23 protein-coding genes and 2 pseudogenes (1 of these 25 cut by a window edge) are annotated in these 21,509 nt (G+C 64.7%); 13 read left to right on the top strand and 12 right to left on the bottom strand.

Going from position 1 to position 21,509, the window contains the following annotated elements:
- Positions 1 to 772 (top strand): annotated as a pseudogene (locus tag ABAZ39_RS34795) (IS5 family transposase); it begins 19 nt to the left of the window's first position.
- A 6-nt stretch (positions 773 to 778) separates the two neighbouring features.
- Here the strand turns inward: ABAZ39_RS34795 and ABAZ39_RS25975 are convergent.
- The 3 genes from ABAZ39_RS25975 to ABAZ39_RS34790 form a co-directional block, all read right to left on the bottom strand.
- Positions 779 to 2,935, bottom strand: coding sequence for an acetate--CoA ligase family protein (locus ABAZ39_RS25975; RefSeq protein ID WP_051658557.1), 2,157 nt, complete (start codon positions 2,933 to 2,935; stop codon positions 779 to 781).
- Between the two features lie 149 nt (positions 2,936 to 3,084).
- Complete coding sequence (frc, locus tag ABAZ39_RS25970) at positions 3,085 to 4,362, bottom strand: formyl-CoA transferase (RefSeq protein ID WP_040136926.1); 1,278 nt, start codon at positions 4,360 to 4,362, stop codon at positions 3,085 to 3,087.
- Positions 4,363 to 4,482: 120 nt separating this feature from the next.
- Complete coding sequence (locus ABAZ39_RS34790) at positions 4,483 to 4,713, bottom strand: hypothetical protein (RefSeq protein WP_207197666.1); 231 nt, start codon at positions 4,711 to 4,713, stop codon at positions 4,483 to 4,485.
- 399 nt (positions 4,714 to 5,112) lie between these two features.
- On the opposite strand from ABAZ39_RS34790, the gene ABAZ39_RS25965 reads away from it, so the two are divergent.
- On the top strand, positions 5,113 to 5,766 hold the full coding sequence (locus ABAZ39_RS25965; protein WP_201041742.1) for an SGNH/GDSL hydrolase family protein: 654 nt from the start codon (positions 5,113 to 5,115) through the stop codon (positions 5,764 to 5,766).
- Positions 5,767 to 5,818: 52 nt separating this feature from the next.
- On the opposite strand, the gene ABAZ39_RS36630 is transcribed toward ABAZ39_RS25965, so the two are convergent.
- Positions 5,819 to 5,974: a hypothetical protein gene (locus tag ABAZ39_RS36630; RefSeq protein ID WP_176025463.1), complete on the bottom strand. Its 156-nt coding sequence runs from the start codon at positions 5,972 to 5,974 to the stop codon at positions 5,819 to 5,821.
- 586 nt (positions 5,975 to 6,560) lie between these two features.
- On the opposite strand from ABAZ39_RS36630, the gene ABAZ39_RS35825 reads away from it, so the two are divergent.
- The 5 genes and pseudogenes from ABAZ39_RS35825 (at position 6,561) to ABAZ39_RS25940 (ending at position 11,874) form a co-directional block, all read left to right on the top strand.
- Positions 6,561 to 6,797, top strand: a complete 237-nt coding sequence (locus tag ABAZ39_RS35825; RefSeq protein ID WP_144243636.1) for a hypothetical protein — start codon at positions 6,561 to 6,563, stop codon at positions 6,795 to 6,797.
- A gap of 303 nt (positions 6,798 to 7,100) precedes the next feature.
- Positions 7,101 to 8,660: pseudogene (locus tag ABAZ39_RS37590) on the top strand (PAS domain-containing protein); the annotation flags it as partial.
- A 214-nt stretch (positions 8,661 to 8,874) separates the two neighbouring features.
- Positions 8,875 to 10,013, top strand: a protein-coding gene (locus ABAZ39_RS25950) for an IS3 family transposase (protein WP_103041826.1) whose coding sequence is annotated in 2 segments (ribosomal slippage) — positions 8,875 to 9,130 and positions 9,130 to 10,013 — 1,140 coding nt in all. Because the reading frame shifts where the segments join, the coding sequence is not laid out codon by codon here.
- Positions 10,014 to 10,103: 90 nt separating this feature from the next.
- Positions 10,104 to 11,456, top strand: coding sequence for a hybrid sensor histidine kinase/response regulator (locus ABAZ39_RS25945; RefSeq protein WP_081863333.1), 1,353 nt, complete (start codon positions 10,104 to 10,106; stop codon positions 11,454 to 11,456).
- A gap of 109 nt (positions 11,457 to 11,565) precedes the next feature.
- On the top strand, positions 11,566 to 11,874 hold the full coding sequence (locus ABAZ39_RS25940) for an HD-GYP domain-containing protein (protein WP_040136920.1): 309 nt from the start codon (positions 11,566 to 11,568) through the stop codon (positions 11,872 to 11,874).
- Here the strand turns inward: ABAZ39_RS25940 and ABAZ39_RS25935 are convergent.
- Positions 11,861 to 13,132, bottom strand: a complete 1,272-nt coding sequence (locus ABAZ39_RS25935; protein ID WP_040136918.1) for a sensor histidine kinase — start codon at positions 13,130 to 13,132, stop codon at positions 11,861 to 11,863. The two genes, ABAZ39_RS25940 and ABAZ39_RS25935, sit on opposite strands and share 14 nt — an antisense overlap.
- A 240-nt stretch (positions 13,133 to 13,372) precedes the next feature.
- On the opposite strand from ABAZ39_RS25935, the gene hmpA reads away from it, so the two are divergent.
- Entirely contained in the window at positions 13,373 to 14,599 is a 1,227-nt protein-coding gene (gene hmpA, locus ABAZ39_RS25930) for an NO-inducible flavohemoprotein (protein ID WP_040136916.1), read from the top strand.
- Between the two features lie 154 nt (positions 14,600 to 14,753).
- Complete coding sequence (locus tag ABAZ39_RS25925) at positions 14,754 to 14,990, top strand: hypothetical protein (protein ID WP_051141060.1); 237 nt, start codon at positions 14,754 to 14,756, stop codon at positions 14,988 to 14,990.
- 157 nt (positions 14,991 to 15,147) lie between these two features.
- Here the strand turns inward: ABAZ39_RS25925 and ABAZ39_RS35820 are convergent, their stop codons facing one another.
- The 3 genes from ABAZ39_RS35820 to ABAZ39_RS25910 all read right to left on the bottom strand — a co-directional run bounded on the left by ABAZ39_RS35820 (position 15,148) and on the right by ABAZ39_RS25910 (position 17,543).
- On the bottom strand, positions 15,148 to 15,426 hold the full coding sequence (locus ABAZ39_RS35820) for a DUF6522 family protein (protein ID WP_144243635.1): 279 nt from the start codon (positions 15,424 to 15,426) through the stop codon (positions 15,148 to 15,150).
- Between the two features lie 138 nt (positions 15,427 to 15,564).
- Positions 15,565 to 16,239 carry a DUF4142 domain-containing protein gene (locus tag ABAZ39_RS25915; protein ID WP_040136910.1) on the bottom strand — a complete coding sequence of 225 codons (675 nt, stop codon included), beginning with the start codon at positions 16,237 to 16,239 and terminating at the stop codon, positions 15,565 to 15,567.
- Between the two features lie 23 nt (positions 16,240 to 16,262).
- Complete coding sequence (locus tag ABAZ39_RS25910) at positions 16,263 to 17,543, bottom strand: nitric oxide reductase activation protein NorD (RefSeq protein ID WP_308217018.1); 1,281 nt, start codon at positions 17,541 to 17,543, stop codon at positions 16,263 to 16,265.
- Here ABAZ39_RS25910 and ABAZ39_RS36625 point away from each other — a divergent pair.
- Positions 17,515 to 18,111: a multicopper oxidase domain-containing protein gene (locus ABAZ39_RS36625; protein WP_198129246.1), complete on the top strand. Its 597-nt coding sequence runs from the start codon at positions 17,515 to 17,517 to the stop codon at positions 18,109 to 18,111. The two genes, ABAZ39_RS25910 and ABAZ39_RS36625, sit on opposite strands and share 29 nt — an antisense overlap.
- The gene (locus tag ABAZ39_RS36620; protein WP_345772283.1) at positions 18,108 to 18,524 is read left to right on the top strand and encodes a multicopper oxidase domain-containing protein; all 417 of its coding nucleotides are present in this window, start codon (positions 18,108 to 18,110) and stop codon (positions 18,522 to 18,524) included. Before ABAZ39_RS36625 ends, ABAZ39_RS36620 begins: the two co-directional genes overlap by 4 nt.
- 125 nt (positions 18,525 to 18,649) lie before the next feature.
- Here ABAZ39_RS36620 and ABAZ39_RS37585 read toward each other — a convergent pair whose 3' ends face one another.
- From ABAZ39_RS37585 to ABAZ39_RS25895, 3 genes are all read right to left on the bottom strand, one after another.
- Positions 18,650 to 18,802 (bottom strand): hypothetical protein, encoded by a 153-nt coding sequence (locus ABAZ39_RS37585; RefSeq protein WP_160174861.1) that lies wholly within the window; start codon positions 18,800 to 18,802, stop codon positions 18,650 to 18,652.
- Positions 18,803 to 18,989: 187 nt separating this feature from the next.
- Positions 18,990 to 19,733 (bottom strand): IS21-like element helper ATPase IstB, encoded by a 744-nt coding sequence (istB, locus tag ABAZ39_RS25900; protein WP_040136908.1) that lies wholly within the window; start codon positions 19,731 to 19,733, stop codon positions 18,990 to 18,992.
- Positions 19,734 to 19,738: 5 nt separating this feature from the next.
- Positions 19,739 to 20,101, bottom strand: coding sequence for a helix-turn-helix domain-containing protein (locus ABAZ39_RS25895; protein ID WP_247881752.1), 363 nt, complete (start codon positions 20,099 to 20,101; stop codon positions 19,739 to 19,741).
- 144 nt (positions 20,102 to 20,245) lie between these two features.
- Between ABAZ39_RS25895 and ABAZ39_RS25890 the strand changes: the two genes are divergently transcribed.
- Positions 20,246 to 20,605, top strand: coding sequence for a hypothetical protein (locus tag ABAZ39_RS25890; RefSeq protein ID WP_200885646.1), 360 nt, complete (start codon positions 20,246 to 20,248; stop codon positions 20,603 to 20,605).
- Between the two features lie 23 nt (positions 20,606 to 20,628).
- Complete coding sequence (locus ABAZ39_RS25885; RefSeq protein WP_081863359.1) at positions 20,629 to 21,174, top strand: hemerythrin domain-containing protein; 546 nt, start codon at positions 20,629 to 20,631, stop codon at positions 21,172 to 21,174.
- A gap of 58 nt (positions 21,175 to 21,232) precedes the next feature.
- Here the strand turns inward: ABAZ39_RS25885 and ABAZ39_RS36615 are convergent, their stop codons facing one another.
- A complete protein-coding gene (locus ABAZ39_RS36615) occupies positions 21,233 to 21,400 on the bottom strand; it encodes a hypothetical protein (protein WP_176025361.1) in 168 nt (55 codons plus the stop codon).
- Positions 21,401 to 21,509 lie beyond the last annotated feature (109 nt).

The raw sequence follows: 21,509 nt of genomic DNA, 5'->3' as shown, positions 1-21,509 counted from the left end.
ACGAGGTTCTGACGGACGCGGAATGGGCGCTTCTGTATCCGCTGATCGAAGCCTGCCGCCCGCGCGGCAAGACACCACCCCAGCATCTGCGCCGCACCGTTACGGCAATCCTCTGGCGGCATACGAACGGAGCCAAGGCGCACAGTTTCGTCGGAGTTGGGGCCGTGGTGGATGGCGGCGCAGACCTTCATCCGCTGGGCGCGGCTGGGCGTGTGGGAGCGCTTGCTCGATCTGGCCCAGCAGCGCGGCGTCGCGCTCGGCATGACCTTCCTGGACGGCACGAATATCCGAGCGCACGCGAAGGCGGTGGGCGCCTCGAAAAAGGGGATCTGGAGCACAGCGGGACGTGCGTGAAGTGCTTGGGCGCTCTCGTGGCGGCTATGGCACAAAAGCCTGCGTGATCGTGGATGGCGGTGGGCGGGCGCTCGGCTTCGCCCTGGCGCCCGGCCAAGCCCACGAACTGCCGCTCGCCCCCGTTCTGCTGGCGATCCTGCCAGAGGTTCCCGGCTGGGTCGTGGGGGACCGTGGCTACGCTTCGGACGCCTTCCGTCAGCGGGTCTGAGAACTCGGCGCACGACCGGCGATCCCGCACAAAAAGACCGATGCGCCGGTCGCCTGTCCGGCATGGATCTACAACAACCGCAACCTCGTCGAGCGCTTTTGGGCCAGGATCAAGGAGTGGCGGGCAATTGCCACCCGCTACGAGAAAACTGTCAACTCCTTCACGGGCGTCCTTTGCCTCGCCGCCGCCCTCGATTGGATCAAGCGCTAACAGGCCCTAAACCAGCCCGGCCGCGCGAGCCCACTTGTACTTGGCGCCCAGCACCGAGACCGGCGTCTCGGTCGTGTAGGGGTAGGCCACGACGCCATGGTCATACAGGTGGCTCGCGGCCTCCTCCACCTGGACGTCGCCGGCCAGCGAAGCAACGATGGGCTTCTCGATGCCCTTCGCCTTCATCTCCTCCTTCACCTCGATGACGAGCTTGGCAAACACCATTGGCGGCGTGATGATCGTGTGCCAGTAGCCCAGGATCAACGCGTGGATGCGGTCATCCTCCAGGCCAAGCCGGATGGTGTTCTGGTAGGTCGACGGCGGTTCGCCACCCGTGATGTCCACCGGGTTGCCGGCGGCGCCGAAAGGCGGGATGAATTTGCGGAAGGCGGCGTCGAGGTCCGGCGGCATCGCCATCAACGACAGGCCGTTGTCCACGCAGGCGTCGGACAACAGCACACCCGATCCGCCGGCGCCTGTGATGATCACGACGTTCTCGCCCTTCGGCGTCGGCAACACCGGGATTCCACGGGCGAATTGCAACAGGTCCTGCAGACTGCGCGCCCGGACCACGCCCGACTGCCGCAGCACGTCTTCGTAAATCCTGTCGTTGCCGGCAAGCGCGCCCGTGTGGGAACTGGCCGCCCGTGCGCCAAGCGCCGTCCGCCCGGCCTTCAGCACGACCACCGGCTTCTTCTTCGAAACCTGCTTGGCGGCCTCCGCGAAGGCCCGGCCGTCCTTCAAGTCCTCGCAGTGCATGGCGACGACCTGGGTGTTGTCGTCCTGTTCGAAGAAGTACAGCAGGTCGTCCTCGTCGATGTCCGACTTGTTGCCGAGCCCGACGATCGCCGACACGCCCATCTTGGCGGAGCGGCTGAAGCCGATGATCGCCATGCCGATGCCGCCGGACTGCGACGACAGCGCCGCCTTGCCCTTCACGTCGTACGGCGTGCAGAAGGTGGCGCACAGGTTCTTCGGCGTGTAGTAGAAGCCGTAGATGTTCGGCCCCATCAGCCGCACGTCATGCTTGCGCGCGATGGCGACGATCTCCTCCTGCCCTTCGACGTTGCCGGTCTCGGCGAAGCCCGAAGGGATTAGCACGGCACCGGGGATTTTCTTCTCGCCGACTTCGTCCAACGCCTGGGCGACGAACTTGGCCGGAATGGCGAACACCGCCACGTCGATGTCGCCCGGCACGTCCTTGACGCTCTTGTAGGCCCTGTAGCCGAGGATGTCGTCGGCCTTCGGATGGATCGGATAGATCTCGCCCTTGTAGCCGCCGTTGATGAGGTTCTTCATCACCGAGTTGCCGATCTTCCCATCTTCGGCCGAGGCGCCGATGACGGCCACCGCCTCGGGCTTCATGATCCGGTTCATCTGCCGGACGATCTGCTCCTGCGACGGCCGGTAGCGCGGCGTTCTGGCCGCGAAATCCAGGACCACGCGCACGTCGGCGGCGGTGGCTCCGTTCTCGCGCGCGAAGACCGGGTTGAGGTCGAGTTCGACGATCTCCGGCACCTCGTCGACGAGGCGCGAGACGTTGACGATCACCTCGGCGAGCGCTTCGTGGTCGACCGCCTTGCCGCCACGCACGCCCTTCAGCATCTCCGCGGCCTGGATGCCGTCAAGCATCGAGAGGGCTTCCTCGCGGCTGACCGGGGCGAGGCGGAAGGTGATGTCCTTCAGCACCTCGACCAGCACGCCACCGAGGCCGAAGGCCACCAGCTTGCCGAAACTCGGGTCCGTGATGGAACCGACGATGACCTCCACGCCGCTCTGCAGCATCTGCTGGACCTGCACACCGATCAAGTCCGCCCCGGGATCATGGGCGCGGGCGTTCTCCATGATGGTCCTGAAGCCTTGTCGGACGGCGTCGGCGTTCTGGAGACCAACCAGGACGCCGCGGGCTTCAGTCTTGTGCAGGATCTGCGGCGACACGATTTTCATCACCACCGGGAAACCCATACCCTCGGCGAGGGTAACGGCTTCCTCGGCGCTCGTCGCCAAGCCTTCCTTCGGCACTGGAATGCCGTACACATCGCAGAGTTGCTTGGCTTCCGGCGCGGTCAGCGCATTGCGGCCCTCGGCCTTGGCGGTGTCGAGAAGGCGGCGGACGACATCCGTTGGACGCTCGGTGTGGAGCGGATCGATGACTGTGGTCATGGCCTTTCCTCCTTTGCAAACTGGTCGGCTCACGTCTTGAAGGTGAGCTTGGATGGATTTTCGGGGGCGGCGGCCTCCTGCAACGCGTCGCCGGTGATGCGCTGATGGGCCATCGCGTTTGTCCTTTTCGGGGAGGGCCGCCGCCTGTCCTACTCGGTGGTCAGCGGTCTGCGCGCGGCACCCAGAGCGCCGCTGTCGCGAACCTCGCCGATGCGGCGTTCGTCGAAGCCGAGCACCTCGCGCAGGATCTCGTCGGTGTGTTCGCCCAGCAGCGGCGACCGCGTGACCTCGGTCGGGCTGTCCGACAGCTTGATCGGGTTGCCGACCGTCAGGTACTTGCCGCGCGTCGGGTGATCGACCTCGACGATGGTGCCGGTCTCGCGCAGCGACTGATCCTCCGCCAACTCCTTCATCGACAGGATGGGGCCGCAGGGGATGTCGTACTTGTTCAGGATCTCCATGACCTCGAACTTCGTCTTGGTCATGGTCCATTCTTCGACGGTCGCGAAGATGTCCTTCAGGCGCGGCAGGCGCGCGGCGGGCGTCGCGTAGTCCGGATCGGTGACCCATTCCGGCTTGCCGATGACGTCGCAGATCTTCGCCCAGACCGGCGCCTGGGTGATGAAATAGATGTAGGCGTTGGGATCGGTCTCCCAGCCCTTGCACTTCAGGATCCAGCCCGGCTGGCCGCCACCCGAGGCGTTGCCGGCGCGCGGCACGGTGTCGCCGAACTCGCCGTTGGGGTACTGCGGGTACTCTTTCAGTGGGCCGCGCTCCAGCCGCTGCTGGTCGCGCAGCTTGACGCGGCAGAGGTTCAGCACGGCGTCCTGCATGGCCGCCAGCACCTTCTGGCCGCGCCCGGTCTGGGTGCGCTGGTAGAGCGCCGTCACGATGCCCAGCGCCAGATGCAGGCCGGTGCCGCTGTCGCCGATCTGGGCGCCGGTGACCATCGGCGGGCCGTCGTCGAAGCCGGTCGTCGAGGCCGAGCCGCCGGCGCACTGCGCGACGTTCTCATAGACCTTGCAGTCCTCGTAGGGTCCGGGGCCGAAGCCCTTGACCGAAGCGACGATGATTCGGGGGTTCAGCTCCTGGATGCGCTCCCAGGTCAGGCCCATGCGGTCGAGCACGCCGGGGGCGAAATTCTCGACCATCACGTCGCAGATGCGCACCAGATCCTCCAGGACGCGCTTGCCGTCCGGGTTCTTGGTGTCCAGCGTGATGGACCGCTTGTTGTGGTTCAGCATGGTGAAGTAGAGGCTGTCGGCCTCGGGCACGTCGCGGAGCTGGCCGCGCGTGATGTCGCCCTCGCCCGGACGCTCGACCTTGATCACGTCGGCGCCGAACCACGCCAGAAGCTGCGTGCAGGTCGGACCCGACTGAACATGGGTAAAGTCCAGAACCCGCACGCCTTCGAGTGCCTTGCCCATGCCGTCTCTCCCTGTTGAGCCGCAGGCATGCGGAGCCTGGCGGCGTGACCAAACCGTTCGCCATTGAAACGAGCAGGAGTGGAGGATGCGGGCCGTTGATCCCCGCGGGCCTCTGAATGGCTACCGAAGCCAGCCCTTTATTTCCAATATTCGCTGATTACCTTCTTTTGTTCTCGCGTATTGTTTGCCGTGCTGTGTTGTGTACTCCTGGGCAAAACCCTGCCTGACCAATTCGCAAAGTGCCGGCCTCACGGCGGCCGGCTTCAAGCTTGCCGCCTTCGTGATGGCCAGCAGCGAGACCGGAGGTGTCGTGGCCTCGGGACCCGGCATGGCGCGCAGCGTGTTGAGCATGGCCCAATTGACGGATGTCGGAGAGATCACACACGCCTCCCTTGGTGCGCTGGGGATCGCTGCCTTTTGCAGTCCATGTTGCAATCGGCTCTGGCATGCCAGATCCAATACACCCAGGCTAAAACCTCAAGCTCGCTTGAGGTCAAGAAGAATTTTGGGGCAGTGAATCGGTCTGATTGGGCCTGAGGTGCACCCCCGTCTTCCAAAGCCCCCGTTTCGGCGTTGATGCGCATTTGGGCTTGAGCCGCACTCAGGCACCCTGGCGCGACGGTAAGCGCCTTCAGCGCCAGCGTGGTTCAAGCGATCAGAGGGCACAGGAAGATGGAGAGAGCTCCGCTTTGAAATGGGAAGAAAGGCCGTTGTTCGCTGTTGCGGCAATGGCACTGAGGGAGACGCTGCATGGTTTCATCCGCATCGATGCCGCATATCGTCCTGCTGGGCGATTCGATCTTCGATAACTCCGCCTATGTCGGAGGCGGACCGGACGTGACGGCACAGCTTCGTTTGCGTCTACCGTCGGGCTGGCGTGCGACGTTACGAGCAGAAGACGGTGCCGTGACCAGCAGCGTCGTTCGGCAAATCCAGCAATGTCCTCCTGACGCGACTCATCTCATCGTGAGTGTGGGCGGCAACGATGCGTTGCGCCACTCCGGTCTGCTGGATGAAGGAGCGCGATCTGTTGCCGCGGTGGTCAACAGGCTGGGCGAGATACGGGAGCGGTTCGAGGGCGACTATGGGACAATGCTCGACGCCGTCTTGGCCTCGCGCTTGCCGACGGCGGTCTGCACGATCTACGACGCGCACTATCCCGACCCGCTTCGGCAACGATTGGTCATTACCGGCCTGACCATCTTCAACGATGTCATCACCCGTGAGGCATTCATACGGGGCTTGCCGCTCATCGACTTGCGCCTGGTCTGCGACAAGGCAGAGGACTACGCAAATCCCATCGAGCCATCTGTCCAGGGTGGTGCGAAGATCGTCGCTGCCATCGCCGCTTTGACCACCTCCCACAACTGGTCACAACGACGATCGGCGGTGTTTGCGTTCTGACGAGGACAACCACCATCCCTCCTGACGTTGCCACCTCGAAAGTGGACACAATTTACTGAGTAAAGAATAGCCACGCTACCGTGCCGACTGAAGCCAGCGCGGCGAGCGTTGCGCCGCTTCGCGTCATGACACCCTGGCGATACAACAGCACAACCATGCCGATCAGCAGCGGCGAGACGATCAGCAGTCCGATTTGGGCTTCATTCATTGGCACTGTCGCTTCCGTCGGATCAGTTGGTGGTTCGGGCGCGATATGGATGCTGCGAGCGTGGAGAACGGGCAGCCTTGATCGTCGTCAAAAGCAGCTGGACTTCATCGGATTCGGTCGCACATCGGATAGTGGGCACGCGGGACCGCGGTATCGGCGCCGTCAGGTGATCGCGCCGAACAGGGCCTCGATGAAGGCCTACGGGGCCGGAATGTTGTTGATGGGAACGGCGGCGACCTGCCCGTTACGGACTATGGCGACGATCTGTTCGCCAGCGATGGTCTGCCGAGCGGTGTGGAAGCTCTCGAATCCGAGTCCTGGCCAGACCGCCGCTTGGTGCCTATCGCCTGATCATACGACGCTCTTTCGCTGGAGCCACACGATGCGCCGGAGTTGAATGGGCGCCTCCACAGGCAGCTGCTCATGACGAGCGGTTCGCGGCGGGGCGATGGTCAGCGTTGCAGCTCAAGAGGTAGCAATCATGAGGTCATTCATCTGGAAACGTGGATCACGCTGAATCGTTCGCCACCGTCCTGGTTATCTTGCGCAAAATTTGTTCAATATTGCTTCTACGAGGCTCGGCACGATGGTCGATTTTCCGCCAAGCATAGCGCTCGATGGGTGCCGGACCGCCTATTTATGCATCCGTCAGGCTCAGTATGCATGCACCGACGAGGCTGCCCAAAAAGAAGGCATTCTGTGTTTCTCCTCTATGGCGAAGAATTACGCCGAGATGGTGCTGCGCCATGGAAATATAATTCAGCGCTGGAAAGCAAAACAATTGCTCAAAAAAGTTCTTCGAGCTTGCGGGAGTGAAGGTTGATTTCAACAGAGAGGCGTTCTTCCGGATGGAGTGTGGGAAAGAAGTTGAGGAGGCTTTTTTGACAGGGCTGGCAGCTCTGCCTCAAGGCATATGTCGATGTCTATCTTTGGGGGGTGGTATTTTTATCTGATCACATACCGGCGTATTTTTGTATAATGCTCCAGGGAAGAGAAGGGCGGCCCTTGGAGACAGGAATTGCTGAAGTCCTTACAGAAGCGAGCGCCTCGTAAAAAAGCCAACCGCCTGCTGTCATTCCTCCTGCTCATCGCTGCTCCGTTGCTGGCGTTCGAGCTCTTTCCGATCATGCAGCTTCATGCGGCCCGTGAGGCCGAGCTTCGACAGGATGCCAGCCACTTTCTTGACCTTGTGGACGCGGAACAAAGACGGATCATACAGGATATCCATCACATCCTGTTCGCTCTTACCGAAGCGGGGGTGGGGCGTATGGATGCCACGGCCTGCCAGGAGGTCATGTCCCGGATCAGGGCCAAGTATCCGAGCTACATGGCAATGGAAATTTCCGACGCGGACGGTGCCGTATGGTGCTCGACAGATCCTATGACGGTGGGGCGGGTGATTGCAGGTCGGCTCCTCCAGGATGCGGCGAGCACCGATGGCATCGTCACAGGCCAGTCCATGCGATCGCCGATCACGGGACAACCCGCCATTCCCTTCGCCCGTGCCCACCGCCGGGAGGATGGAGATTATCATGGAGTGATTGCGGCACTTCTCGACACCGCTTGGCTGCGGGAGTCCCTCACGCAGGACTCTTTGCCGGACAACACCTGTCTCCTTGTCGCCGACCGTGACGGAACGGTTCTCGCAACCATCCCTGACGCACCGGAACTGGCCGGCCGCTTGTTGCCGGAACCGTTCGGTCCTTTGTTGCGCGAGGCGACCAAAGGTGTGGTTGAATTGGCGGGGATGGACGGTCGGCCACGGGTGTTTGCCTATTCACCGGCAACGTCGGGTGCCCAGGGCCTGTATCTGCACGTCGGGCTCGACAAAGCGACGGCGATGCGTCCCATCCACACCGCAACCTTCTGGACCGTGGCCGTCTTTCTGGGGCTGCTCCTGACCACGGGCCTCGGCGCCCTGTGGGGTATACGCCGTTTCCTGAGAGTGCGCGAAGAGGCCCAACACTCCGCCCGCAAAGTCAGCGTGTTGCTGGCCAACACCGTGGATGGCGTCATCGAGTTCGATCGGGACTGGCGATTCCTCGAACTCAACGATATGGCCAGGACCCTGGTCGCTCAAGGCCGCGACCTGCACGGCATGCGGCTGTGGGACGCCTTTCCCGAACTCGCCGAAGGCCAGTTGGCGGATGAGTTGCACAGGTCCATGACCGAACGGGTTCCGGTGGACGTCGAATTCCGCGGTCCGCAGACCGGCCGCTGGTTCTGGCTCCGAGCGTTTCCCACCCCGAGGGGCCTGACCGTCCATCTGTTGGACATTTCCCGACGGACGATGGCCGAAGAGGAACTTCGGGCAAGCAACGAACGCCTCAGCTTGGCCCTGCAGTCGGCTCAGGCCGGCAGTTTCGACTGGGATTTGCGCACCGGGCACGGGCACTGGTCGGAGGGCAGTTATCGCCTGTTCGGCTTGGACCCGGAGAGCGATGCTCCCTGCTTGGAGTCCTGGCTCCGTACAGTGAAACCGGACGATGTCGAAACCATCACGGCCGCGGCTCAGGCGCAGCTCTTCGGTGAGCGGAAGCCCTATCTCGCACTGGAATACCGCATCATGCTCCCGGATGGGACGGTCCGATGGGTGTTATCCACCGGGCGCGTCCATTACGACACGGACGGCACGCCGTTGCGCATGAGCGGCCTGAACATCGACATCACCGAGCGCAAGTCCGTGGAGGCGGCCTTGCAGCGGAGCGAACGGAATCTCGCCATTGCCTTGAACGCCGCAAACGCTGGTTTGTGGGATCTTGATCTCCGCAACGGTGCCGTAACCTGGTCGGATGGAATGTACCGTCTGTTGGGTGTCGATCCGACGACGTTCCTGAGGTGGTCCCCGTTCCCCGGACAGTTGGATAAGCTTGGTTCGCCCATCAGGAAGGACGGACCCGATGACGGGGAAACGGAAGCGGTATTCGGCGGAGTTCAAGGCGAAGGTGGCGCTGGAGGCGATTCGGGGCGAGCTGACGGTGTCGCAGCTCGTGGCCAAGCACGGGGTGCACCAGACGCTGATCAACGCCTGGAAGAAGCAGGCCGTCGAGGGGATGGCCGGGGTGTTTTCCGGCAAGGCGGAGGCTGCTGAGGCCAGCCATCAGGGCGAGGTGGAAAAGCTGCACGCCATGATCGGCCAGTTGGTCGTGGAACGCGATTTTTTGCGCAAGGCCTCCGGACGATGAGCATTGGCCGGAGGCGGGAGATGATCGAGCCGGAGCATCCGCGCCTGTCGATCACGCGACAGTGCGCGCTGGTGTCGCTCAGCCGCTCCAGCTATTACGAGCCGGTGAAGGGCGAGCCGGCCGAGAACCTGGAGCTGATGCGGCGGATCGACGCGCAGTTTTTGGAGACGCCCTGGTACGGCAGCCGGCAGATGACCCGTCATCTCCGGCGCCAGGGGCAGGAGGTCAACCGCAAGCGGGTCCGCCGTCTGATGCTGCGGATGGGCTTGCAGGCGGTCTACCAGCGTCCAAAGACGACGGTGCCTCATCCGGAGCACAAAATCTGGCCGTACCTGCTGCGGGACATGGTCATCGACCGTCCGAACCAGGTGTGGTGCGCTGATATCACGTACATTCCCATGCGCCGTGGCTTCCTGTACTTGGTCGCCGTGATGGACTGGGCGACACGTCGGGTGCTGGCGTGGCGACTGTCGAACACCATGGACGTCGAGTTCTGCCTGGAGGCGGTGGAGGAGGCGATGGCGCGGCACGGCCGCCCGGAGATCTTCAACACCGATCAGGGCAGCCAGTTCACCAGCCCGCGCTTCACCGGCCTCTTGACCGCGGCCGGCATTCGGGTGTCGATGGATGGACGGGGCCGCTGGATGGACAACGTGTTCATCGAACGGCTCTGGCGATCGCTGAAGTACGAGTGTGTCTACCTCCATGCCTTCGAGTTGGGCAGCGAGGCGCGGGCCGGAATCGGCCAGTGGATCGAGTATTACAACGCCGACCGACCGCACTCTGCGCTCGGCGGCCGAACCCCGGCTGAAGCCCACCAGGGCGTCCCGGTTGGGATCAGATTGGCGGCATGACACGGACCTGAACCAAGCTTATCCCAGCCGCAAAACTGTCCGGGGAACGGGGACCACCTCATCCACCCCAGTGAACCCGCGTTCTACGACTTGGTTGTTGCGGACGATCACCCGGCGTTGCGGCAGGCCGTGCAGGACGTGCTCGAAGGCCGGCGGCCGGATTACCAAGCGGAGTTTCGCATCTCGCATCCGGGAAAGGGGGTCTGCTGGTTACTGGGAGTGGGGCGGGCGGAACATGATGGCAGCGGTCGTCCAGTCCGCCTGAGCGGCATGAACATGGACGTCTCCGAGCGTCGGGCAATGGAGCAGGCTCTGCGGGATGCCAAGACTCTGGCCGATGAAGCCAACCAGTCCAAGTCCAGATTCCTGGCCGCCGCCAGCCACGATTTGCGGCAACCGCTCCAGTCGGCTTTGCTGTTCGCCGGCGTTTTGCAGTCTCATGCCCTCGAGGACCGGAGCCGCCGGTCGCTGATGGCCTTGGAGCGTGCCTTGGACACGTTGAAGGCTCTGCTCGACAGCCTGCTCGACGTTTCTCGCTTGGATGTCGGAACGATTGTGCCTCAGGTCCGTGACATGCCGCTTGCATCGCTGCTGGATGAGATGCGAGCCGCTTATTCACCGATCGCGGCGAGCAAGGGTCTGGAACTCCATGTCACCGACCCCGGACCAACTCTGGCGGTGCGAAGCGATCCGGTGCTGCTCGGTCGCATAGTGCGCAATCTGGTCGAGAATGCTTTGCGCTACACCCCTGAAGGCTATGTGCGGGTCGTCTGCGACATCACTCCCGACCGCGTGAGCATCCAGGTTCACGACAGTGGAATCGGCATATCCGCCGAGCAGATGGGTCGGGTGTTCGAAGAGTTCCATCAGGTCAACAACCCGGAACGCGACCGGAGCCAAGGGTTGGGCCTGGGGCTTGCCATCGTGCAGCGGCTCTCCCAACTGCTTGATCACCCGGTGACCGTACGCTCCGAACCGGGGCGTGGATCGACCTTTGCGGTCGATGTCCCCCTTGCGGGCGCCGCGGGGACAAGTCCGCCCCGGCCCAAGCCGGTTGTAACGGCCGACGGGCAACGGCGTTTGGCTGTTCTGATCGATGACGACGTGATCGTGCTCTCCGGGTTGCGGACATTGTTCATGGAGTGGGGCTACGAGGTCGTCATCGCCGGGTCCGCGGCGCAGGCTCTCGAAGGTCTGCGAGACATGCCGCGTGCGCCGGACCTTGTCGTCGCGGATTACCGACTGCGAGGAGGCGACGTCGGAACGGACGCCGTCGCCTCCATCCGCGCACAGGCTGGCCATCCGATACCCGGCATCATTCTGACCGGGGATATGGGGTCTGACAGCGAACGTGACGCCACGGACCTTGGCGTGACATTCCTCCGCAAACCCGTCGCCTCCAATCAACTCCTTGCCGCCGTGCAGGAGCTTCTCGGCAGCTGACCCGCCCTCATTGCCGAGTTGGTTCGATCCCCGCACCGGGTTCGGCAAAGGCCGTTCTGCTCGTATCACGCCGTTGTGGACACGCCTTCGCTTTGAGCACGGCAAGGGCATGCCCATCGATCATGTGGCCATTTCACTGGAAGCGCGCATCGTCGCGGTCGCAGACATGTTCGACGCGCACACGTCGGAACGTCCCTACAAGGGAGTGTGGACGAATGATGCCGCAGCGGCCTTCCTCCAGGAGCAGGCGGGCCGGAAGTTCGATCCGGACTGCGTCGCGGCTCTCCTCGCGGACATCAGCGCCATTGAGGCCATCCAGCAGCAGTTCCGCGACATCCCCTCAGGATTGCTCATGCCCGGCCGCTGGCGCCGGTCACGGAGCCCCCTCGGGCGAGGGCTCTCGATCACCCGCCTATAGACGATGCGACAGAGCCAGCCAATGGCAGGGCGACGCTGATCGTTGTTCCCGCCCCTGGGCGGGACTCCACCGTGATCGCATAGCCGAGGTGATCCGCCAGCGTCTTCACGATAAACAGGCCAAGGCCCAGGCCAACGACCTCATCTCCGGCTTCGATGCGGTAGAACTCTTCGAAAATGTCGGCCAGGGAACTCTCCGGGATGCCACGGCCGGTATCGGAGACGTCGACCCACACCCTGCCGTCGTCGGTGCGGCACACGATCCGGATTTCCCCGCGGTCGGTGTATTTGATGGCGTTATCGACGAGGTTGTGGAGGATGCGCGATGCAAGCAGCCGGTCCGTGCGTACCGTTAGGCCGCTGCCGCTCCCTTCCATGCGCCAGTCGAGCCCCTTGGCTTCGGCGGCCAGTTGGAACGTCGCTGTGGCGTGCGTCATCAGATCGTCCAACGGGACGTCTTCGATCCGGACGGCGATCGTGCCGTCGTCCATCCCCACCAAGTCCTGCACGCCATCCATCAGTCGCTTCACCACGCCCAGGCAGTGCTTCATCGTCGACACGTAGATTTCCCCGCGGGGTGTGACCCGGGACGACAGGGCGTGGGTGGCGAGGGTCAGGGCATGGACCGGTTGGCGCAAGTCATGGTTCAACGTCGCAAGGAGCCGGGTGCGCGCCGTGCTGGCCCGCGCCAGTTCCTTGGCCTGTGTCCGTGCGGCTTCGGCCGCCTCCTGCAACGATTCAAGCAGGCGGACGTTGGACAGCGCCAGGGCCGCCGATCGGGCGATCGCCAACAGGAGGGTGACGGTGCCCGTGTCGGGCGTGTGCCGCGCTGCCCAGTAGGCACCGATGGCGGCGATGGGCTCTGGCGCGCCGACCGGCACCATGACGAGGCTCCGCACGAAGGTGGGGCGATAGGCTTCGTGCGGGATGCGCGGATCGGCGTAGATGTCCGGGATGACCGCCGGTTGCCCGGTCAGCATGGCCCAGCCCGAGATGCACATGCCCATGGGAAACCGCTGTCCCTTCCACAGCGGGCTGATCGCGTTCTCCTCAACGTAATGGCACAGGTCGCCATCGCGCAGCACGATGGTGACGCCGTCGGCGCCGGTCAGGCGGCGCGCGACCGTCCGGAGGATGGAGACCACGGCCGGCAGGTCATGGGCAAAGAACAGGCGTTCGTTGAGATCGACGAGCGCCGTCAGATGGTCGGCATCGCGCAGGGCGGACGGTTGCAGGGCATCGGTATCGGCAGCGGGCATCAGCCACGGTTCCCAGGCGGTTCGTCACGCCAACAGTCCTTGGCGTGAAGAAGCGGACGAGCGCTTCGTAGACCGAAATATAGCGCATGGAAGCCGCTTCCGCAGCAGGAACTACAGCGCCATCGGCTGCCGATGCCTGTGCGATCACAACCTTTGGAGGTCGGCCCGGTTCTGGGGGAACCGCCGGAACCGGTTGAATTGGCGGAGGGTTGAATCGCCATGGCAGCACGGAGACAATTCATGGCGGAGGCTCTCAGCAACCGAACCATCGACATCGTCAAGGCCACGGTTCCCGCCCTGGAGAAAGGCGGCACCGCGGTCACCGACCGCATGTATCAGCGATTGTTCCGCACCCCGGAAATCCGTGACCTGTTCAATCAATCCCATCATGGCGAGACCGGGTCGCAGTCCAAGGCGTTGACGGCAGCGATCATCGCCTATGGCCGCAACATCGACAACCTGGGTGTGCTGGCCTCGCGGGTGGAGCGGATCACGCAGAAGCATGTCGGGCTGAACATCCTGCCCGAACATTACCCCTATGTCGCCGATGCCCTGCTGGGCGCAATCAAGGACGTGCTGGGCGACGCCGCGACCGACGAGGTCCTCGACGCCTGGGGCGAGGCCTATTGGTTTCTGGCGGACGTGCTCAAAGCGCGGGAGGCCAGCGTCTACGCCGGGCTCGCCGCGGCGCCGGGCGGATGGAACGGCTGGCGCGACTTCACGGTGGAGAGCGTGACGCCGGAGAGCGACATCATCCGCTCCTTCATCCTGGTTCCGGCAGACGAGCGCGGTGTGATCCGCCACCGCCCCGGTCAGTATCTGACCTTTGCGCTGGATGTGCCGGGAGCCGGTGTGCTGAAGCGCAACTATTCCATCTCCTCCGCTCCGGATTCCCGGTCCTACCGCATCAGCGTCAAGCGGGAGGAGGGCTTGGGCAGGCCGGCGGGGCTGGCATCCAACTGGCTGCACGATCACGCCAAGCCGGGCACGGTGCTGAAGGTGGCGCCCCCGGCCGGCGAATTCTTCCTCGACGAAGCTTCCGCCGGGCCGGTCGTGCTGCTGAGCGGTGGGGTGGGGTTGACCCCGATGATGAGCATGCTGGAGAACATTGCCGGTTCCGGCGATGGCCGGCCGACCTGGTACATCCACGGCGCCGAAAACGGCCGCGTTCACGCGATGCGCGATCATTCCCGGGCACTGGCCGCTCAGGCTCGCAACATCACGCTGCGCACCTATTACAACGCCCCTGACCCGGCCGACGTTCAGGGGCGCGACTACGATGAGCGAGGTTTCATCAGCATGGATTGGATCGTGGCCAACACCCCGACGCAGGAGGCGGCCTACTATCTGTGTGGCCCTCGACCGTTCCTGCGCGCTATGGTCGGCGGCCTCGCCGGCCGGGGCGTGCCATTGGGCAGCATCCATTACGAGTTCTTTGGCCCAGCGGACGAACTGCTTGCCGTATGAGGTTTCAGGGCGTGCGCCGATTCAGTTCAGGGCGAACGTCAAGGGCGCTGCGCATGCTGCCTTCCAATTGCCACCATGCGCCTTTGCTCTGCAGGGAGTCACTGTAATGCCTCGAAATCCACGGCGCTCCGCTTTCTTGCAGAAGCATAATCTGGTGTCATTCCTATTGACCCATCTGGCGATTGGGGTCGTGGCCGGCGTTGTCGTTTGCCTCGGCCTTCTCGCGCTGGATGTCGCCAGTCTCCGTACACTGCTCCTTGGCTCCGACTACTGGCTGATCGGTTTCATCCTGCTCTTCGGCTCGGTTTGCGGAACGTTCGGCGGTGTGGCGATGGCTGTCGCCGTGATGAATCTGGGCGACTGGTCCGATCACCCGGATCGGGATTACTGACCCACCCCTGGCATCGTCAGGGGACGACCGCCGTGAAGCCGGCGACGATCGGGTTGCCGTGTGGGGTTGAACAGAGGTCCTTGATCGACGGACCCGTCGTCCGGGCTCACGCCGCTCACATGGCCGCGCTCTTCGCGCCCTCCCATCCACCTCGACCTCATGCAACATGAAGTGCATGGCCCTGCGCGTCCAGAACCAGCACCGATTGCCGTGCCCGGTAGCGGAAGGTCACCCGCCTCCGACCATGGTCCACACCCGTTCCCTGTTCATGAACCTGATGGACCATGCCCTTCTTCAGTTTTTCCATGAAGGCGCCCGGTTCGAGGCCGAGGAGCGGCCCCACGATCGCAGCGTCAAACACAAGATCTCCAGCTCCGTCCACCTCGGCAACCTGGGTTCCGAGCAGCGCTGTAGGCTGTGGTTGCGTTTCCGTCATGTCCGCCTCGCTTGTCCTTGGAATGATGACCGGGGGGGATCATGACGTGAAGCGTTGTCGCCGTCTTTGCCCAGGGGCAAATGCACGAAAACTGCCCGGTCACCGGCGGCGCATCGTTCGCCATGGCGGCCGCCGGCCTCAACGGGCCTTGGTCGGATCGCCATACTGGACCGGCTGGCCCGTCGCCGGTGCGCTGATCCCGAAGCGGCCGGCCATCTGCCGAAGGGCGTCGCGGTCCTTCTGGATGGGCACCAGACTGGTGATCGCGAAGGTGGCAAGCTCGCGGTCCGGCGTGTTCGACGCCTCGGTCTGGTAGAGGTCGACGATGCGGTCATGAATGCGAAGCTGCGCCTCAATGTAGCCCTTGGCGAAGGCATCGCCCGACGCCCCGGACAGCGCCTTGACGGCGTCCGGCGTCATGCCCTCCTGGGCGTTCGCCGGGTTGGGCACCGCCCCGGCTGCACCGAAGGCGTCGGCGCGCTGCGGCTTCAACTGGTCGGCCGGCGGCAGGGGGCGGGCCGAGGAGAGCCGCTTCAGGGACTCACCCAAGGTGGCGTGGGTCTCCGCAATTCCTTTGGCCAGGTTCTTGAACGCGTCGTCCGCCCCCTTCTCCGCCGCGAGACGCCCGAGTTCCGCCTGCCCCTGGCTGGCCGCGGCCGCCTCCTTGAGGAAAAGCGCATCCTCGACGGGCAGGGACTGTCCCAGCTGCGGCGGCAGGCGGGGCGTGGTATCCGGCCGGATGTTGACCGGCGCCCACGGAGAGCCGGACACCAGGACGGCTCCGAGGATGGCGGCAAGGATGATCCTGAGCATGATGCCTCCTGTTTCTTGAGCGTTCAGCCGGCCAACTGGCGGTAGATGGCGGGCAGCGCCGCCGGCAGGCGCGCGGCGTGCTGGAAGATGGCGTAGGCGCCGGGGCCGAAGATGTAGGGCAGGTAATCGCGCCCCTTCTCGTCCACCGTGACGCCGAACAGCCGCAGTCCGGCGCGGCGCGCCTCCTGCACCGCCACGCGCGTGTCCTCGATGGCGTAGCGGCCCTCGTAATGGTCCGTGTCGTTCGGTTTGCCGTCCGTCAGCACCAGTAGCAGCCGGTGTGTGTGCGGGCGGTCCTTGAGAAGGGCCGTCGCGTGGCGCAGCGCCGCTCCCATGCGTGTGTAGCTGCCCGGCTTGAGCGCCTGGATGCGGCGCACGATGTGGGCGTCCAACCGCTCCTCGAAGTCCTTCACGGTGCGCATGTCCACCCGGTGGCGCCGGTGCGAGGTGAAGGTGAGGATGGCGTGCTCGTCGCCGCAGGCGGTCAGCCCGTGCGTCAACGCCAGCAGAGCCTCCTTCTCGACGTCGGGCACGCGCCGCTCCTCGATGTAGCTGTCGGTGGACAGCGAGACGTCGACCAGCACGCACACCGACAGATCGCGGGCGACGTTGCGCACCGCCGTGTAGACCCGATCCGAGCCGATGCCCCCCGCCCGCCGGTCGGCGACCGAGCGGACCAGAGCCGACAGGTCGAGTTCATCACCGTCGGGCTGTCCGGTCATCACCTGGCGGCGCGGCCGCATCGCCTCGAACTGGCGGCGGACCAGCCGGATGCGGCGCAGCGCGTCGTCGTCGGGCCGCCACTCCTCCCCCTCCAGCGCGGCCGGCTCGGCGATCACCCGGCAATGGTCGGGATGATAGAGGCGGCGTTTCCAGTCCCACTCGGGATAGGTGATTTCCGCCCGCAATGGCGCGACGTCGGCCTCCTCGGAGGCCAGATCGAGGTCGAGCTTGAGCTTGGTCGACGCCTTGCGCTCGTGCTGGCCTACGGAGATTTCGTCCAGGTCCTCCGCGGCCTTGCGCGCGCCTTCCTCGTTGTCGTCCTCGACCTTGCGATTGAGATTGACCATCTCCGCCAGCCCGAGAATCTTCTCGAAGCGGTTCAGCATCAGCGGGTCGTCGCGCCGGGTCTGGTCGTTGTCGCGGCGCTTGGCCCTGCGGCGCTTGCCGTCGCCTTCGGCCCCGGCGCCGCCCTCCTCATCCGTTTCGGGGGAGGCGGCGCCCTCCGGTGGCGCGGAGACCTCGCCCCACAGCGCCGCCGCCCTCATCGCCCTGTTGGGGATCGGCGCCGCATCGGCCACCACGCTGTACGCCGAACCGAAGGTCAAGGAGCCGGCGGTCGACATTGTCCAGGACCCCGCGGCGGTCCCGGCGCCGGAAGCGGCGGGCAAGCGCGCCCCCAAGACCCACAACGTCGTGTTGACCACGACCGAGGTCGAAGCCATGCTGGATGACGGCACGACCTACACTTACTGGACGTTCAACAACAAGGTCCCCGGCCCGATGGTCCGCGTCCGTGTCGGCGACACGGTGAACGTGTCCATGACGAACGCGCCCGGGTCGGTCATGAACCATTCCATTGATTTCCACGCGGCCACCGGTTTCCTCGGCGGCGGACAGATCACCCAGGCGGAGCCGGGCCAGACCAAGGAATTCTCGTTCAAGGCGATGGCGCCGGGTGTGTACGTCTATCATTGCGCCACGCCGATGGTCGCCCAGCACATCGCCAAGGGCATGTTCGGTCTGATCGTGGTCGAACCCGAAGACGGTCTGCCGAAGGTCGACAAGGAGTTCTACGTCATGCAGCAGGAGATCTACGCTACCAAGGCGAAGAACCTGCCGGCCGCGGAGGACGACTTGACGGCTTGGTGAACGAGAAGCCTGGCTATCTGGTGTTCAACGGCGCTGTGGGTGGTTTGGTGAAGGACAAGCCATTGAAGGCCAGTGTGGGCGAAACCGTGCGCATCTGGTTCGGTGTCGGTGGACCGAATTTCACCTCGTCGTTCCATGTCATCGGCGAGATCTTCGATCGCGTCCACAACCTCGGTGCCCTCGACACGCCGCCGCTGAAAAACGTGCAGACGGTCACGGTGGCGCCCGGAGGGGCGACGATGGTGGAGTTCAAGGTCGACTACCCTGGCAAGTACGCCTTGGTCGACCACGCTCTGAGCTGTGCCACCAAGGGGCTCATCGGCATTCTGGAAGTCGATGGCAAGGCGGACGACAGCATCATCCTCGACAAGAGCGGCGACTCCCGCAAGCAGCTCGGCGAGATGAAGCATTGATCCCACTCCGGTGGGATGCTCACGGGGAGGGTGGGGGTGAGACCCTGCCTTCCTCCGTTGGGCATTTCCCGTTTGCCGCCGGTGCTTGGCCGTTCCGTTTGCGCGAGGACAAAGAGGCTCTTGCATCATCGTGGCACGATCCGGTCATGACCTTTCCATCCTTCTATGATGCGGCGCCGCGGCTCGTCGTGTTCGATCCGCTCAGCGCGTTCCTCGGCGCGGCCGAGGACGGCCTGCTTGAGTACGGCTATGCCGATGCGGTGCGGCTGGCCGGCCATTCCTGCCCGACCGTCGCGGGCGCTTACCTGATGACCGTACGGTCACTGGAGCGTCTGTATCCCGATGAGGTGCCCGAGCGCGGGGCCGTCGCGGTGTCTGTTCGCGAGGCCGCCGACGACGGTGTGTCAAACGACATCCCGAACTGCCCCCCTGGCGACACGAGGAGCTGCCCCCCGGTTGCGCCGCTCAGGCGGTGGTCGGTTGAGGCGCCGCAGCGGGCTTCTGCAAAAGCCCGCTGCGGCGCTTTTCGCGCAGTCGATAGCTGTCACCGCGGATGGTGACGACATGGCTGTGGTGGAGCAGCCGGTCGAGGATCGCGGTGGCCACCACCGGATCGCCGAAGACGCTGCCCCATTCCCCCACGGCCCGGTTGGAGGTCACCAACATTGCCCCCTTCTCGTAGCGGCGGCTGACGAGCTGGAAGAACAGATGCGCGGCGTCCGGCTCGAAGGGCAGGTAGCCCAGCTCATCGACGATCAGCAGCTTGGGCTTGGCGTAGTGCAGTAACCGTTCCTCCAGCCGGCCGTCGGCGTGGGCCTTGGCGAGCTGGGCCACCAGCGTCGTTGCCGGGCTGAACAGCACCGAGTAGCCGGCCACGATGGCCACTGCCAGATGCGTCTTGCCCACCCCCGGTGGTCCAAGAAACAGCACCGCCTCGCCGTTGGCGATGAAGCGCCCCGACGCGATCTCCCGGATCTGCGCCTTGTCGAGCGACGGCTGGGCGGCGAAGTCGAAGCCGGCCAAGTCGCGCACGAAGGGGAAGCGGGCCAGTCCGAAGCCCATGTCGATGCGGCGCTGGTCGCGCCGGGCGATCTCCCGCTCGCAGAACAGCGCCAGGGCCTCGCGGATCGTCAGTTCCCGCCGCCCGGCCTCGTCGATCAGGCTGTCGAGCTGGTCGCGCAAGGCCGTCAGCTTCAGCCGGTTCAGCATGGCGATCAGGTGGTCGGCCGTGTCTCGAAACGCACCGTCGCCCGCGCCTGGGCAACCAGTTCCCGGCGCAACGGCGCCACCGCCCGCTCCACCGTGCGCAGACTGACCGCGATCCCTTTCTCCCGCGCCAACTCCTGCCGGATCACGTCGACGTTGCTGGCGTGCCGCCGGAACCGCTCGGCCAGCCAATCGCCATGATCATCCAACCGCTTCGAACGCGAGGGCGACGCGCACGGACGCCACGCGCCCAGACCCAGCCACCGCTTCACCGTGTGCTTGGAGCAGCCCAGTTCCGCCGAGATCCGCTTCACGCCCCAGCCCAACGCCTTCAGCTTCAGCATCGCCGACACGTCATCCGGCGCCTTCATCACGTCCCTCCGCGGTTCACAGCCCCGCGGAAAAGCCTCGTTCAAGCTCGGCATCTCTCAAGTCCCCTTCTCTCAAGGGGGGCAATTCCTCGTGTCGCCAGGGGGGCAGTTTGACGTGTCGCCTGACACGGTGTGGCCGGCGTGATGGCAAGCGTCGCCACGCTGCTGACCGGAGCGACGGAAAACACCGGCTTCAAGGGCATCGCTGGGCGCTTCGACCGCCGGAACCTCCTGTCCTTCGGAGTCGGCATTCAAGGGACGATGGCCTTCGTCCGCACCGACACGGGAGCGGGCGTGCAGGCGACGCTCGACAGCGGCGTCGTGCCGGTCGATCCGGCGATGCCCGGCCTTCTGCAGCGCCTGTTGTCCCACGCGGCATCCCCGGACGAAGCGGCACAGTTCCGCATCCTGTGGCAGGAGCGGGTCCGGCGCATGCTGGTGGACCACGCCGACGATCCTCGGCTGGTCAGGCTTGCCACCTTGAATGACCGACCCGACGCGTGACCTCCTTTCAAAAGACGTCGAACATGCACACCGACAGCCAGACCGGCCAACTCCTGCACGACGATCATCACCGGACCATCGACCTTCTGAACGCGTTCGAAGCCTACCTGGAGCGCACCACGGAGGACGACATTCCACATCTGGACGCGGACGGTCGCGTTCTGCTCGCCACCATCGGCAAGGAACTGGGCCAGGACCTCGAACGGCATTTTATCCTGGAAGAGCAGTGGCTCTTCCCGCCCATCGCCGCCGCCGGCGCTTACGAGATGACGGCCGACCTCTCGACCGATCATGAAGCCCTGCGCCCGCTCGTCCGCCGCATTGCCCGGCTGTGTGCCCTGGCTCTGCGTGAGGGGTTCGATGAGGAAAGCTGGCCGGTCTTCCGCCATTTCGGGCAGCAACTGATCGAGGGCCTCGTCCTGCACATTCAAAAGGAAGAGACCGCGCTGCTCAGCGCCGTCGATGCCGTCCTCACGCCGGCGCAGGACGTTGCCCTGGCACGGGCTTACCGCCATGGGGACGAGGTGCTTGGCGGCACGGATGAACGCGCATCATCTCCGCAGGTTTAGGGCGGGCATTCAGCGGCAGTTCTGTCGCGGCCAACGTGCGCCGGTGTTCCGAACCGCATCAGGCCGGATTCATCGGCTCGGTGGGCGGGGTGGGGTTGTCCTCAGGTTCCGCCGGAGCGGCGGGCACGGGCTTGTCCTCCTGCTCGTCCGGAAGACGACCGAGGCAGGACCCGTCGGGGCGTGCGAAGGGTGACGAGGGCAGGGGCGCGGACCGCTGGGGCTTCATGGTGATTCCTCCCTTCCTGCCAGAACACCGTTCACGCCGCATCATCGCGACGGCGTGAAATCCTGCCGGTGAAGCGGCATCCAATTGCGGGCATCAGCCCCGCGCGCGC

It is taken from the genome of Azospirillum argentinense (assembly GCF_000632475.1).
In the GTDB taxonomy this organism is placed as follows: Bacteria; Pseudomonadota; Alphaproteobacteria; order Azospirillales; family Azospirillaceae; genus Azospirillum; species Azospirillum baldaniorum.
The sequence above is the reverse complement of the archived record's forward strand: the minus strand, read 5'-3'. Positions and strand labels throughout refer to the sequence as shown.